The organism is Actinophytocola sp. (assembly GCF_036378875.1).
Lineage (GTDB): Bacteria > Actinomycetota > Actinomycetes > Mycobacteriales > Pseudonocardiaceae > Actinophytocola.
The window spans coordinates 108,512-122,076 of sequence record NZ_DASUVO010000003.1 but is presented as its reverse complement, the minus strand read 5'-3'; the positions used below and the strand labels follow the sequence as shown (position 1 = coordinate 122,076).

Annotated in this window: 12 protein-coding genes; 6 read left to right on the top strand and 6 right to left on the bottom strand. The window is 68.0% G+C overall.

Features of this window, described 5'->3' with window-relative positions:
- The first annotated feature begins 22 nt into the window (after nt 1-22).
- Nucleotides 23-1,189 carry an MFS transporter gene (locus VF106_RS01650; RefSeq protein ID WP_330837717.1) on the top strand — a complete coding sequence of 389 codons (1,167 nt, stop codon included), beginning with the start codon at nt 23-25 and terminating at the stop codon, nt 1,187-1,189.
- Here the strand turns inward: VF106_RS01650 and VF106_RS01645 are convergent.
- Both VF106_RS01645 and VF106_RS01640 read right to left on the bottom strand, forming a co-directional pair.
- Nucleotides 1,116-2,093, bottom strand: coding sequence for a hypothetical protein (locus tag VF106_RS01645; RefSeq protein WP_330837716.1), 978 nt, complete (start codon nt 2,091-2,093; stop codon nt 1,116-1,118). The two genes, VF106_RS01650 and VF106_RS01645, sit on opposite strands and share 74 nt — an antisense overlap.
- Nucleotides 2,090-2,761 carry a YqeB family protein gene (locus tag VF106_RS01640; protein WP_330837715.1) on the bottom strand — a complete coding sequence of 224 codons (672 nt, stop codon included), beginning with the start codon at nt 2,759-2,761 and terminating at the stop codon, nt 2,090-2,092. Before VF106_RS01640 ends, VF106_RS01645 begins: the two co-directional genes overlap by 4 nt.
- 153 nt (nt 2,762-2,914) lie before the next feature.
- Between VF106_RS01640 and VF106_RS01635 the strand changes: the two genes are divergently transcribed.
- Together VF106_RS01635 and VF106_RS01630 are read left to right on the top strand one after the other, a co-directional pair.
- Complete coding sequence (locus VF106_RS01635) at nt 2,915-3,478, top strand: ArsR/SmtB family transcription factor (protein WP_330837714.1); 564 nt, start codon at nt 2,915-2,917, stop codon at nt 3,476-3,478.
- The gene (locus VF106_RS01630) at nt 3,475-4,155 is read left to right on the top strand and encodes an SRPBCC family protein (protein ID WP_330837713.1); all 681 of its coding nucleotides are present in this window, start codon (nt 3,475-3,477) and stop codon (nt 4,153-4,155) included. The genes VF106_RS01635 and VF106_RS01630 overlap by 4 nt, the downstream gene beginning before the upstream one ends.
- Here the strand turns inward: VF106_RS01630 and VF106_RS01625 are convergent.
- On the bottom strand, nt 4,152-9,659 hold the full coding sequence (locus VF106_RS01625) for a leucine-rich repeat domain-containing protein (protein ID WP_330837712.1): 5,508 nt from the start codon (nt 9,657-9,659) through the stop codon (nt 4,152-4,154). The genes VF106_RS01630 and VF106_RS01625 overlap by 4 nt on opposite strands.
- Nucleotides 9,660-10,124: 465 nt before the next feature.
- Here VF106_RS01625 and VF106_RS01620 point away from each other — a divergent pair, with 465 nt between their 5' ends.
- Together VF106_RS01620 and VF106_RS01615 are read left to right on the top strand one after the other, a co-directional pair.
- Nucleotides 10,125-10,484 carry a hypothetical protein gene (locus VF106_RS01620; protein ID WP_330837711.1) on the top strand — a complete coding sequence of 120 codons (360 nt, stop codon included), beginning with the start codon at nt 10,125-10,127 and terminating at the stop codon, nt 10,482-10,484.
- 123 nt (nt 10,485-10,607) lie between these two features.
- Complete coding sequence (locus VF106_RS01615; RefSeq protein WP_330837710.1) at nt 10,608-11,075, top strand: hypothetical protein; 468 nt, start codon at nt 10,608-10,610, stop codon at nt 11,073-11,075.
- 98 nt (nt 11,076-11,173) lie between these two features.
- On the opposite strand, the gene VF106_RS01610 is transcribed toward VF106_RS01615, so the two are convergent.
- Nucleotides 11,174-11,686, bottom strand: a complete 513-nt coding sequence (locus tag VF106_RS01610; RefSeq protein ID WP_330837709.1) for an RNA 2'-phosphotransferase — start codon at nt 11,684-11,686, stop codon at nt 11,174-11,176.
- A 33-nt stretch (nt 11,687-11,719) separates the two neighbouring features.
- Between VF106_RS01610 and VF106_RS01605 the strand changes: the two genes are divergently transcribed.
- Nucleotides 11,720-12,547, top strand: coding sequence for a class I SAM-dependent methyltransferase (locus VF106_RS01605; RefSeq protein WP_330837708.1), 828 nt, complete (start codon nt 11,720-11,722; stop codon nt 12,545-12,547).
- A gap of 93 nt (nt 12,548-12,640) precedes the next feature.
- On the opposite strand, the gene VF106_RS01600 is transcribed toward VF106_RS01605, so the two are convergent.
- Nucleotides 12,641-12,850 (bottom strand): alpha/beta fold hydrolase, encoded by a 210-nt coding sequence (locus tag VF106_RS01600; RefSeq protein WP_414638827.1) that lies wholly within the window; start codon nt 12,848-12,850, stop codon nt 12,641-12,643.
- A 42-nt stretch (nt 12,851-12,892) separates the two neighbouring features.
- Nucleotides 12,893-13,294, bottom strand: a complete 402-nt coding sequence (locus VF106_RS01595; RefSeq protein ID WP_330837707.1) for a histone-like nucleoid-structuring protein Lsr2 — start codon at nt 13,292-13,294, stop codon at nt 12,893-12,895.
- Nucleotides 13,295-13,565: the final 271 nt, after the last annotated feature.

Genomic DNA, 13,565 nt, shown 5'->3' with positions numbered 1-13,565 from the left:
ATCCCTGCCTAGGCTCGGATCAATGAGATCCTTGTTCGCCGCGGTGGCGGCGATGAACACGGCGATGGCGGGGGCCAGCACGGCGGCGACACTCATCGCGGACCGGGCCGCCGGCGCCGGCTGGAGTGGGGTGCCGAACGCGGCCGGGGTGCTGGGGACCGCGGTGGGCACGTTGACGGCGGGGCAGCTGATCTCCCGCCACGGAAGCAAGACCGTCCTGCTCGGCCTGTATGGCGCGGCGATCGCCGGTGCGCTGGTCGCGTTCGCCGCTGCCGCGAGCACGTCGCTCGTCCTGCTCCTGTTCGGCATGTTCCTGCTGGGCCTGGGCAGTGGCGGCGCGCAGCTGTCCCGATACCTCGCGGCGGAGCTGGCACCCGCCCACCGCAAGGGTTTCGCGCTGTCACTGATCGTCTGGGCCGGCACGGTCGGGGCCATCGTCGGGCCCTCGCTGATCGCGCCAGGCGCCAGGTTGTCCACCACGTTCGGGCTGCCCGCGCTGGCCGGTCCGGTCCTGGTCGCGGTGGTCATGACGGCCGTGGCTCTGCTCGCGTCGACCCTCCTGCGCCGCACACCCGCACCGCCTGCCCGGCGCACCTCCTTCGCCACGTTGCGGACGCCGGTGGTCCTGGCGCCACTCGTGTCGATGGTCTGCGCGCAGCTCACGATGGTCGCGGTCATGACCATGACCCCATTGCACATGGCCGGCCACGGGCTCGAGGTGCTCGGCCTGGTGATCTCCGCGCACATGGTGGGCATGTTCGCGCTGGCGCCCGTGTCCGGGCGGCTCGCCGACCGCTTCGGTGGCAGGGTCACGACCTACCTCGGCATCGGGTTCCTCCTGGTGTCCGCGATCGCCGCGTTCGGTGCTGGGGAGCCGGGTGGGCTGTCGGTCGCGATGTTCCTCCTCGGCTACGGCTGGAACCTCGTCTTCGTCGGCGGGTCCGCCACGCTGAGCCGGGAACTGCCCCAGGACCAACGCATCCAGCTGCAGGGCGCGGTCGACGCCGTGGTGTGGGGCTCGTCCGCGTTCGCGAGCTTCGGTGCCGGCCTGCTGTTCGGGCTGGGCGGCTACTCGCTCGTGGCGGTCGTCGGCGGGGTGATCGCGGTGCTGCCGGTCATCGTCCTGGCGCGTCGGGGAGTGCCAGCCGAACCAGCGCAGCACCCGCTGCCTGCATCGGGCGGCCGCTGATCGCGTCGGAGGTGAACGGGTGCGTCGTGACCGCGCCCTCCTCGTTGACCGCGACGTGTGCGCCGAACAGCTCGTCGAACACCGGTGCGTCGATCACCACCCGCACGAGCAGGTCGGTCGCGAACGTCAGCGGGTCGACGCCGAGGCCGAGCACGTCCGCCTTGATGTCGCCGGAGGACAGCGCGGCGGTCATGGCCACGGCGAACGGCCACGTCTCGTAGTCCGGCGCCTCGACCTCCGGTTCGCCGAGCAGTTCCTCGGCGTACTCGCGCAACAGGAAGCGCCACAGGTCGAAGTCGTCGGGGCCGGAGGACTGGAACACGCCGACCGGCACGACCTGGTACAGCCCGCCCGCGTGCCCGACCTTCGCCGGGTCGCGCCAGTGCAGCAGGAAAACGTCACCTTCCTGGCCACGCCGGATGGTGAGCGCGCTGATCGCCATGTTGGCCGGGCGACGGGTCAGGTCGGTCGGGTCGCCGACGGCGTCCCGCAGCGGGGTCGGCGTGCCGTCGAGCCGGGCGGCCGCGTACTCGTGCGCGGCCGCCTCCCCGGTGTCGATGCTGTCGAAGTACCAGCCGTCCCCGAACACGAGCCGCGGCGTCGGCCCGGCCAGGTCGGCGTCGGTCAGCCGCCACGTCGGCCGGTTCTCGAACACGGTCGGCGCGTCGAGTGCGGCCATGGCCGCCGAGTAGCTCGGGTACTCGGGGTGCCCGGACGCGGCCGGCAGGTCCCAGTCGAGGGCCGGCCGGAACTCGATGTCCAGGCGGGACAACGGAATCGGGGCGCGCGGCACCCATGACGGCCGGGTGAGCAGCGGCGTGTCGGCCAACCCGGCGGGGAACTCGGTTGCCAGCTCGTACCGGTGCTGGCGCAGATGAGCCCGGACTCGATGCCAGTCGCTCATCGGACCAGTCGCCAGTACTGCTTGCTCTTGCTGTCCCGCACCACAACGCCCAGCTTCACCAGCTCCGCCCGCAGTTCCTTGGCCTCGGTGTCGTCGAGCGAGCCCAGCTTCTTCGCCCGCACGGCCAGCAGCGCGTTCGCGCCTGGAGGCAGGCCTTCCATGTCCGGCACCCACCGACGGTACTCGCCGGCATGCGGGTCGCCGTCCCGCCACGGGTAGTCGTGTCTGGTGAACACGGTCTTGAGCCCGGCGACGTCCAGTTCGGACGGCCGGCGGACCAGTTCGCCGGTGTCATGGCCAAGCAGCACCAGGTGCTTCTTGTCGACGAACACCGCCGCGACGTCGTCCCGGTCGAACGACCCCGCGTACCCGTCGCCCTCCAGCACGACCCGCTCCGCGGACACCGCCACCGCCAGCCGCTCGCCGTGCGCCATCACCGACAGGACGAGCCCGCCAGCGGCCCCGACGGCCAGCGCGCCGAGCGTCGCCCACGGCTCCGGGATCGAGTCGACCAGCTTCAGCAGCCCTCGGTACGGCGCCCATGGCAGCGTCAACAGCCAGCTCACCAGGAGTTTCAGCAGCAGGACGACCAGTGCGCCGGCCACCGGCAACCCGGCCCACCGCACGACCAGGACGCCCTTGCTCTCGTTGATCTCGTCTTCCCCCACGGCGGACAGTGTGCCAGCCGCGAGTCGCGCCTTCAGCCCCCGCGAGTCGCGCGTTCGGCCCCTGCGAGTTACGCGTTCAGCCACCCCGAAGTGCGGTTTCGTGCCCACACGGGCATATTGACAAAAAAATCTGTCAATTGCGATGATGTGACCGTGGCCACCTACCTCGACGAGCCGGAGCAGGTCCGGCGGGCGCTGTCCCCGATCCGGCGGCGGCTGCTCTCCCTGCTTCGGGAGCCCGCGTCGGCGACCGGGCTCGCCGCCGTGCTCGACGTGCCCCGGCAGCGGGTCAACTACCACCTCCGCGCGCTCGAGGACGCCCGGCTCATCGAGCTCGTCGAGGAGCGGCCGCGGCGGGGCTTCGTCGAGCGGGTCTTCCGCACACGGCCCGGCGCGCTCGTCGTGGATCCAACCGTCATCGAGGACGAGTTCACCCACATCCACGACCAGTACGCCGCGGAACACCTCGTCGCCGTCGCGGCCGGGACCGTGCGGGACGTCGCGCGCATGCAGTCCGCGGCGGCCGACACCGGCAAGCGCCTGCTCACGTTCACCGTCGAGACGACCGTCCGGTTCGGGACGCCACAAGACGTGCACGCCTTCACCGACGAGCTGGCCGAGGCACTCAAGGCCGTCGTGGCCCGATTCGACACCGCTGGCGGACGGCCTTATCGCGTGGTCGTCGGCGGACATCCGGAACCCCGAGGAGAGACATGAACGAGCCACCTCGTATCGAGGTCACGATCGCCGCGCCGGTCGACACCGTCTGGCGTGCGCTGCGGGACAGGGACACCATCCGCCACTGGCACGGCTGGGAGTTCGAGGGTCTCGACGAGGAGATCGACCTCATCTACTTCAACCACCACTCGGAGGATCCCGAGGCACACACGCTCGGCGTGCAGGAGGGCGAGCTCATCCGCCTCGAACCGCACGGTGACGGCACGCGCGTCACGCTCACCCGTGCGCCGAAGGGGGTCAATCCCGACTGGGACGCCTACTACGAGGACATCACCGAGGGCTGGATCGTCTTCCTCAACCAGCTCCGCTTCGCCGTCGAGCGGCAGCCCGGCAAACCGCGTCGGACCGTTTTCCTCCACAGCCACAACAAGTCCGGGCGGGATCTCGAGCAGGACCTTGAGTTGGGCGGCGGCCACCTCGTCGGTGAGGACGTCAAGACCGAGGTCTGGTACCGAGCCGACAACCAGGTGGGCGTCACCGTGGACGCGTGGGGCGACGGGCTTCTCGTCGTCGCGAGCTGCGAGCCGACCGAAGCCAAACCGGACGGTGTCGCGATGGCCGTGCTGTCGACCTACGGCCTCACCGACGAACAACTGGCCGATCTCACCGAGCGCTGGCGCACGTGGTGGGCAGAACGGTACGGCCCGCAGCTCTAACCGGCGGCGGGCTGCCGGTAGCCGGCGAGGTGATCGGCGCACAGGTACAGCGTGAGGCCCTCCGGTGTCACCGTCCTGGACAGGCCGCCCCACGAACGGGCGGGGTCGAGCTTGTCCAGCATGGACTGGAGCGCGCGGTAGTCGGCGTCGTTCGCCGCCCGGGCCGCCGGGGCGGTGTCCGCATCGTCCAGTTTGGTCGGTTCCACCTTGTGCTTGACCTCGTCGGGCAGCTGGCTCACGAGTTCCTTCATCAGGTCGGCGTCGGCCTTCACCTGCGAGTCGAGCTTCTCGACGGCGATGCCGAGCACCGGCCCGACCAGCGGGGCCACGTGCTTGAGGCCCTTGATGAGGTGCTGCACGTACGGGCCGAGCTTGCGGAACCACTCCGCTGGTTGGGTGATCGGGTAGCAGCCCGCCGGTTCCGGCAGGCGGTGCCACGCGCCGGGTTCCTCGCAGTACAGCCGCAGCTCGTAGGCGCTGCCGGTCAGCTTCTTCCTGGTCTGCACGATCGCGAAGACACTGGGGCACCGTGCTTCCTGCTGCACCTGGAGCTGCCGCTGCATCTTGAGGAACTGCCGCTGCGCGAACGCGCCCTGTTCCTCGACACGCTCGGAGAGTTCGGTGAGGACGGTCGCGATCTGCTCCGTGCTCATCCGCTTCGTGTCGCGTTCGGACGGTGCGAGCCCGAGAAGCAGTTCCGGCACGGACATGTCGTCCCCGGACTTGCGGCACTCGATCGTGTGCTTGGGCGGTGTGCGTTCCAGTCGGGCGCGGAGATCCCTGTAGTCGAACAGCTCCTGGCAGCCCGGTGCGCACCGGCACGGCACCTGGCGGGTGATCTGCAGGCCGGGGAAGCGTTCCAGCGTCAGGTTGAGCCCGTCGTCGAGGATGGAGAAGAACACGTCGGGCGCGGGTCCACGCACGGCCAGCTCGACGATGTTGCGGTGGGTGTCCGCTCGGACGAGCGCGAGGTGCCGCCCGTCGCCGTGGCCGAGCAGGGCGCCGGTGCGCCAGTGCATCTTCTTGCTGAACCGGTGCGACCGCGCGATGAACCAGGTGGGGATGCCGGGCAGCATGGTGTTGAGCTGGTAGAGGACCCGGATCTCCCGGGTGTTCGGTCGCTGTCCGATCTCGTCCCACTCCGGCTGGAACTCGGGTGGGTTCCACTGCAGACGTTCGACCACGAGGCTGACGTCGCCGGCCTGGCCGCCCTGGATCCGGTAGGACAGGTCGTAGCGGTCCATCATGCCGAGGAAGTGGTTCCGCAGTCCCGGGTCGAGGTCCGCCCACAGCTCGTTGAGGTGCGGGCGCTTCAGCAGACCGTGGGAGCGGGCGACCTCGTCGCTGTCGAGCACCATGCTGATGTACTCGTTGACCCAGGACGGTTGCAGCACAACGGTTTCCGAGAGCTCGGGATCGTCGCTGTAGTACAGGATGTCGCCGAGCTGGTGCAACGCGACCGCGATGTAGCGCTGGAGTGTCCTGTCGCGGACCCCGGCAGCGGCCATCATCCGCCACAGCCGGCTTGGCGTCACGTGGTTCTCCCGCGCGCCGCGTACCGCCTCGGCCGCGGCGAGCCAGGACGTCGGCCACTCCGACCCCATGAGCGGCAGGCGCGCGGCCTCCCCGGCCAGCCGCTCGCGCAGGGCGGTGACCCCTTCACGAGTCGCGTTGTCCATGGCCAGGCTGTCGACGATCTTCGGGTACTCCTGCCGCAGCTCGTACAGCGGCAGGTCGACGGGCCGGTCGCCGACGTGCGTGGCCACGAGCACGATCGGTGACTCCGGCGCGCGGGCGGTGATGATGTCGAGCCAGTACCGCAGCTTGCCCTGCTCCCAACCGGCCCGGGAGTTCCACAACAGCAGGAAGAGCGACCGGTTGGTGAGGAAGAACTGGTGTGTGGCGTGGTAGATCTGCTGCCCGCCGAAGTCCCATGCGGACAGTCGCATGTTGACGGACTCCTCCGGGTGCGTGACGAGGAGTTCCTTGATCATCAGCCCGTGTGTGGACTTCTCCTCGGGGTCGTGCGGTTCGCCGGCGAGCGCACGCACGAGAGAGGTCTTGCCGACACCGCCCTCCCCGACGATCAGCAGCTTCGACACCCACTGTTTCGAGCTGCCCTTCCCACGGTCGCTGAGGAACGCCATCAGCGACGCCGACCCGGCGGCCGCGATCTCCGGGGGAGGGCTGACGAGCGGGTTGGCGCTCACGGAGATCTCGGTCAGGTTCGGCAGTTCGGTCAGCCAGTCGGGGAGCGTGGTGAACAGGTTGTTGTTGGCCTGCAGGTCAGTCAGCCTGGTGAGCCGGGCGAAGCACTCGGGCAGCTCGACGAGCCGGTTGTTGCTGATCACCACCCCGGTCAGGCCGGTCAGTCCCGCGACGCTGCTCGGCAGGGTGGTCAGCTGGTTGTCCTCGACCCTCAGTTCCTTGAGACCGGTCAGGGCGCCGAGGTTGGCTGGCAAGGCCGTCAGTCGGTTGTCGCCGAGGCGCAACGAGACGAGGCCGGTGAGCTCACACACGTTGTCCGGCAACGTGGTCAGCTCGTTGCCTTCCAGCCACAGCGTCGTCAGGCCCGCGAGATCGGCGATGCAGTCCGGCAACGTGGTCAGCGAGTTGTGTTCGAGGTAGAGCCACGTCAGTCCGGTGAGGTTCCCCAACCACTCGGGTAGCTCGGTGAGCTGACACCGCGCCAGCGCCAGAGAGGTGACCTGTGTCAGTGCCGCCAGCGGGACGGGGATGGTCGAAAGTGGATTACGGCTGAGCCACAGTGCGGTGAGGTTCGTGAGTTCGGACATCCAGTCCGGCAGATCTGTCAACGAGTTGTTGTCCAGGTACAGGGTGGTGAGGCCGGTGAGCCGGCGTAACCACGGCGGCACTTCGGTGAGTCCGCAGCCGGTGAGACTCAGCGCCGACAGGCCGGCCAGATCGCCGAGCAGTTCGGGCAACTCGGTCAGCGGGTTGTCATCGAGGTACAGGAAGGTGAGCCCGTTCAGCCGCGGCAACCACGGTGGTAGTTCGGTGAGTCGGCAGCCCATCACGTTGATGGTGTGGAGACCGGTCAGGGTCGACAGGGACACCGGCAACGCGGCGATCTGGTTTCCCTTGAGGACCAGGTTCTTGAGCCCCGCCAGGTCAGCTGTCCAGTCGGGAAGCTCGGTCAACGAGTTGTTACTGAGGTTGAGGTCGACAAGTCCGGTCAGGTCGGCGAGCCATGACGGCACCTCGGTCAGCTGGCATCCGCCGAGTTCAAGTTTGGTGAGCCGCGACAGTTCTCCGAGCCAGTCGGGTACCGCGGTGATCAGGTTGTTGCTGAGGTCGAGGCCCTTCAGCCTGGTCAGAGCCCTCAGCTCATCGGGAACGGCGGAAAGCCTGTTGCCGTCGGCCCACAACGTGTTCAGCCCAGTGAGCTCGGTGATGCTGCTCGGTAGCGTGGAGAGTTTGTTGTTGGTGAGATACAGGGCGTTCAGTCCGGTGAGCGTGCCGATCCAGTCGGGTAGGTCGGCGAGTTCGTTGCCGATCAACGACAGCGAGGTGAGAGCGGTGAGGCCGGCCACCCACTCAGGTACCGCGTCGAGGTGGCAGTAACCCAGCTGGAGCACCTCGAGATTGGTGAGGGCGCCGAGTTTGTTCGGCAAGCTCATGAACCTGCCGTTGTTCAGGTAGAGCGTGGTCAGCTGGGTGAGGTTGCCGATCCAGTCGGGTAGCTCGATGAGGTGGTTCCCACTGAGGTCGAGCTCGGTCAGGTTGGTCAGCTTCGCCAGCTGTGGTGGCACGCTCGCGAACCTGTTGTGGTTCAGGTGCAGCTTCGTGAGGTTGCCGATGCGGTTCGGGAGCCCGGTGAGGCGGTTGTTGTCGAGTCGCAGTTCGTCGAGGTCGGCCAGCTCGGCAAGCCATTCGGGCATCTCGTGGAGGGCACATTGGCCGACTTCGAGCACGGTGAGCTGGGTGAGTCCGCGGAGCCCAGTGGGCAGATCGACGAGCCTGTTGTTGTTCAGGTAGAGCTTGGTGATGTTGGCGAGTTCACCGAACCAGTCGGGAAGCCCGGTGAGCCGGTTGTTGGCGAGCGAGAGCTCGGTGAGCTTGGTCAGGCGGGGCAGCCACTCCGGCACGTCGGTCAGCCCGCAGCCACCGATGTTCAAAACGGTCAGGTTGGTCAGGCCGCCGATCCAGTCGGGCAGTGTGGTGATCCTGTTGCGGTCGAGGTCGAGCCGAGTGACACCGGTGGCGGTCGCGAGCCAGTTCGGCACCTCCGTGAGCCTGTTGCCCTCCAGTCGCAGGTCGGTGACGGTGCTCAACCGGGGCACCTGTGTCAACCGGTTGTCGGTCAGGTCGAGGAACGTGAGGTTGGTGAGGTCACCGAGCCAGTTGGGCAGTTCGGTCAGCCGGTTGCCGCCCAGCCACAGCCCGGTGAGTCCGCTGAGGTTGGCGATCCAGTCGGGAACCGCGTCGAGCCGGGAGTAGCCGAGATCGAGCACTTCGAGGCTCGTCAGGCCGGCGACGCACGCAGGTGGTTCGGTGAACCTGTTGCCGCTGAGCCACAGCGTTGTGAGCGAGGTGAGATTCCTGAGCCAGTCCGGCAGCTCGGCGAGGAAGTTGCCGCTGAGCACGAGTTCGGTCAGCCCGGTCAAGTTGGCGACCCAGTCCGGCACCGTGTCGAGCCGGCAGCGGGTGAGCTTGAGGGTCCTGAGGCCGGTGAGGTTGCCCAGACTGTCGGGTAGCTCCACGAACCTGTTGTCACCTAGCCGCAACTCGGTCAGGTTGGTCAGCTCGCCCATCCGGTCAGGGAGCCGCGTCAGCCGGTTATGGTGCAGGTCCAGCCGAGTGAGTGCGGTTAGCTCGCCCAACCACTCGGGTAGTTCGCCGAACCGGTTGCCGTCGATCCGAAGGTCGGTCAGCGCGGTCAGGCGGGACAGCTGCGCGGGCAGCACGCTGAGCCGGTTGTCGTCGAGGTCCAGACGGGTGAGGGCGGTGAGGTCGCCGAGCCACCCCGGGACCTCGGCGAGGCCGTTGTCGTGCAGCCACAGCTCGGTCAGGCCGGTGAGGTCGCGGAGCCACTCTGGCACGGTTTCCAGGCCGAGGCTGCCGATGGCGAGGCTCGACAGTCCGGTCATCGTGCCGAGCCAGTCGGGCACGGCGTCCAGCCGATTGCCGCCGACTTCGAGTTTCGTGAGTGCCGGCAGATCGCGCAGCCAAGTCGGCAGCTCGGTGAACCTGTTCTTGTAGAGGTCCAGCTCGGTCAGCGCGGCCGACCCGGCGAGTTCCGGCGGCAGCCGGTCGAGGCGATTTCTACCGACATCGAGGTTGCGGAGCTTCGCCAATCCGCCGACCCAGCCGGGTAACGCCGAAAGCCGGTTGTCCGCGAGGTTCAGTTCGGTCAGGTCCCCCAGCTCGGCGATCCGCGGCGGCAGCTCGGTCAACCGGAGATCGCTCAGGTCGAGCGAGGTGAGCCCTTTCGTGATCGCATCGTCGACGCGCCGAAGAGCCTCGTCGTTGCCGACACCCATGTCGCGCCCCCAGGTCCGAAATGGTCGTCATGAAGGCTAGTCGCCTTCCCCGGCTGTTACGTATACGCGCATGGCGGATAGGTAACGCATAGTGAACATGCGGGCGGTTGTTTCATCACCCGTTGCGAGTCACAGCCCATTACCCGAACGTGCTTCCTGTAACGAAAACGCAGGTGAGCCGGCACTCGCCGGATGCATGTGCATCTGCCTTTTCCGTGGCCTCTGCGTTGACTGCGGGTAGTCGTCCGCTCAACGATTTATACGGACCGTTCATCGTTTTGCCGGCGGGTCACACCCTTGTAACAAGATCAATAAGAGAAGATGGTCGCGCGCCTGGGGAGCACAAGCGCCTAACCCGAACGTGGCTCCCTGCTGGAACTGGAAGTCATGGTGACGTTCCGTGTTCCAGGTGCGCCGGATACGGCGGCGAGAACGGAAACGAGGAAGCACGGAACGGTGACCAGGGTGAGGCCCGAAACCGCCATGACACCAGACAAGAGCAGACCGACCGACCCCGAGCGTCAACCGAAGAGCCGCAGGACCGTGCGGTTCACGGTGTCCGAGGAACCCGAGCGGCCGGATGACCGGCAGGTGCGCAGCGCACCCGTGCCGCAGGCCGCGATGAGGGACCGGTTGTTAAGGATGGCCGAGTTGGTCGTCGGCGACCTGGCGCCCACCTTGCGCGTGGCGCTGCTGCGAGTGCTGCTTTTCGTCGTCGTCCTCGTCGTGCTGGGTATCGCGCTCGGCGTCATGGTCGCGCTGCTCGGCGCCGCACTGGGTTTCGCGATGTTCCTCGCCGCCCGGCTGGCGCGAGCCGCGGACTGAGCTGTCCGCCCTCTTTGGTCTGGACCGTGGTGGCCCGTCCGGGTCGCCACGGAACGGATGGTTGACATGTCACCGCTCTGGGTACTCGCGCGGTGACAGGGTCGATGAGGAGGTGCGCGAAGCATGCTGATCCTCGGTTTGCTGCTGCTGGTGGTGAGCGGCGCCGCAGGCGTGCTGCTGATCGCTTACAACAACGGCGGCGCGGAACAAACAGTCACGATGTTCGGCCGGGACTGGACCAACGCGTCCATGATGGAGGCGTTCGTCGCCGGCATGGTGGTGGCGGTGGTGTTCCTGCTGGGTCTGTGGATGATCATGTCCGCGGGTCGCAGGGCGCGGGAGAACCGGGCACGCTACCGCGAGGCGCGGCGTGAGGCCCGGACGGCAGCACGCGAACGGGACAAACTCGCCAAGCAACTGAACAACGGCGACGACCGGCGTGAGCCGGCGAGCACGGACACGATGGTGACACCGCCGGTCGGTACGCCGGCACAGCCCAGCGGCGCCCCACCCACGCCGCGGCACGCCGCCCCGGCCGGGCAGCAGCCGGTGATCACCAACATCAAGCCCGGTGACTCCCCCACCAAGTGACCGGGCCGCGAAAGCGGCCGGCCGTGGCCCCGACTCGACGCGCACCGGTTTTCTCTCCCCCGGTGGAAACCGGTGACCGAGGGCCGCGGCCGGCCGCCTCAGCGCAGGAACTGGGCCGGCACCTGCTCGGCCAACCAGACGAACTCGTTACCCCGGGCGAACTCCACGCCCGCGGCACGCGCGGCGGCGGTGTCGATCGTCAATACCGTGACGCGCTCACCTTTACGTCGGCCTACCGCCTCGGCCATTTCCCTGGTGGTCGACAGATGTACGTACTGACGCCGCATCGGCCGTAGCCCTTCCCGGCGAATCCGCTCCGCCGCCGACGCCGCCGTGCCGTGGAACAGCGTGGCCGGCGGCACGCCGGGGGCCCGCACGATCCGGCCCGGCACGCTGTGCCCGTACCGCGCGCGGATTCTTTCCCCGTCCACCTCGAACCGCTGCTTCGGGCTCTCCCGCACCACGGCGTCGAGACGTTCCCGGCTCACCCCGAGTGCGGCGATCAGGTCCGAGACCGGCGTCCAGCCCTCCTCGTCCAGCTCCAGCTCGTACAGCCACGGCTCGTGCCGCAACGCGTGCGACATCTTCTTGCTGAGCCGAATGTCGTGCATGGCGGCCGACTGTAGTCGGGCAGACTCGAGAACATGGACATGATCGGGCTGGCCTTCGACGACGTCGCGGAGTTGTACGAGCGGGTGCGCCCGCGTTATCCGGCCGACCTGTTCGCCGACGTCGCCACCCTGACCGGAGCCGGGAGCGGGGCACGGGTGCTCGAGATCGGTTGCGGGCCAGGGCAGGCGACCCGTGATCTGCTCGCGCGCGGCTGGCACGTCCACGCCGTCGAGCCCGGCGCCGCCATGGCCGCGAGGGCACGGCACAACTTCGCCGGCAGCCGGTTCACCGTGGACGTGACCCGGTTCGAGGACTGGACCGCACCGGGCACGTTCGACATGTTGTTCTCCGCCACCGCCTACCACTGGGTGGCGCCGGAAGTGCGGTGGCAGAAGGCCGCCGCGGTGCTCGAACCCGGTGGCGCGGTCGCGCTGACCACCAACCGCACGGTCGCCGGCGGCACGTTCGACGGCGTCTATCGCGCATCCGCCGACCTGCACGCCCGCCATGCCCCCGAGATCGAGTTCGGCCTGCCGCAGTCCGCCCGGTCCATCCTGGACGAGATCGACCCGGCCCGGCACGACATCGGCGCGCTGTTGGACGCCGCCGAGACGAAGGCCGGGCCGAGCCGCGCCGGATCCCTGTTCACGGCGCCCGAGATCCGGACCTACGAATGGACGGACACCTACGACACGACCGGCGCGGTCGGGTTGCTGTCGACGTACTCGCTCTACCTGCGGGTGCCGCCGGAGCGGCGCACGAGGTTGCTGGCCGGCATCGCCGACATCGTCCGCACCGAGTTCGGTGGCACGGTCACCCGGAACTACCTGGCGGTGCTGGCGGTGGCCCGGCGCAAGTAGAGCGTGTTCGGAAGTGTGCTGAGGTCGCCAGTCCTCGGCGCGGCCCTGCCCGAGATGATCAGCCGCACGTCGTAAGGCAGTGTGTCGCCGCTCTCACCCCGGCCGCGCCGGTCGTAGGAGATCGCGGGCGAGCGCGTCGGCGAGCCCCGCCGTCGCGGTGTGGTCGCAGAACGCGCCCCCGACGAGTACGACGGTGGGCCCGGAACCGACTCGCTCGTACGCGATCTCGGTGCCGTCGGCGGAGGTGAGCTTGTCCAGGATGAGTACTGCCTTCCGGTTGGCTGTACCAGCACGTCGAAACACAGCCCACCGGATCGGCACTCCGCCGCGAAAACTTCCGTGAGGTCAGCTCTTCTTGGCGCGGGTGCGGCGCTTCACCGCCGGCTTGGCCGCCTTCTGCTCCGCCGCGGCCTTCGCCTCCTTGTATGCCGCCACGACGTGCGAGGGGATTCGGCCGCGCCCCGACAGGCCGTATCCGTTCTCGTTCGCCCACGCGCGGATCAGTCCGGCCTCGGGGGAGACGCCGGAGCCGTTTTGCGCCGACTTGCTGCCCCTCTTGATCCGCCCGCCGACGCGCCGCGCGGACTCGACGTACTGGGACAGACTTCCGCGCAGCCGTTCCGCGTTGGTGTCGGACAGGTCGATCTCGTAGGTCACCCCGTCGAGGCTGAACGAGACCGTCGAAACATCCGAAGAAGCGGTGCCGTCCAGGTCATCGACGAGTTGTACCAATACCTGCTGTGCCATCTAGCTGCTCCTGATCGTGCACGATTCGTGCATACCCGCTGGTTTGTTGCAAGTAACTGTGCAAATAATCGGCTGAAACCGTCATAAGCGCAAGTGAGAACGCGGATTTTTGCGGTTGTGTCCAGAGTGGAACCCTGGGTAAGGGCGGTGACAACCTGTCGAAAAATGAGAGCCAGATCTCTCAACCGTGTCCGGATCACTAGGTCCAGACCTCTCGGAGAGGTTACGTTCCGGGTCGGAACGTAACTGGCAAGTGCCCGAGTTCGCTCAC

Coding starts and splice junctions, on each gene's coding strand:
- VF106_RS01625 (WP_330837712.1), bottom strand. CDS start 9,659: ATGGGTGTCGGCAACGACGAGGCTCTTCGGCGCGTCGACGATGCGATC.
- VF106_RS01605 (WP_330837708.1), top strand. CDS start 11,720: ATGGACATGATCGGGCTGGCCTTCGACGACGTCGCGGAGTTGTACGAG.
- VF106_RS01645 (WP_330837716.1), bottom strand. CDS start 2,093: ATGAGCGACTGGCATCGAGTCCGGGCTCATCTGCGCCAGCACCGGTAC.
- VF106_RS01630 (WP_330837713.1), top strand. CDS start 3,475: ATGAACGAGCCACCTCGTATCGAGGTCACGATCGCCGCGCCGGTCGAC.
- VF106_RS01650 (WP_330837717.1), top strand. CDS start 23: ATGAGATCCTTGTTCGCCGCGGTGGCGGCGATGAACACGGCGATGGCG.
- VF106_RS01610 (WP_330837709.1), bottom strand. CDS start 11,686: ATGCACGACATTCGGCTCAGCAAGAAGATGTCGCACGCGTTGCGGCAC.
- VF106_RS01615 (WP_330837710.1), top strand. CDS start 10,608: ATGCTGATCCTCGGTTTGCTGCTGCTGGTGGTGAGCGGCGCCGCAGGC.
- VF106_RS01595 (WP_330837707.1), bottom strand. CDS start 13,294: ATGGCACAGCAGGTATTGGTACAACTCGTCGATGACCTGGACGGCACC.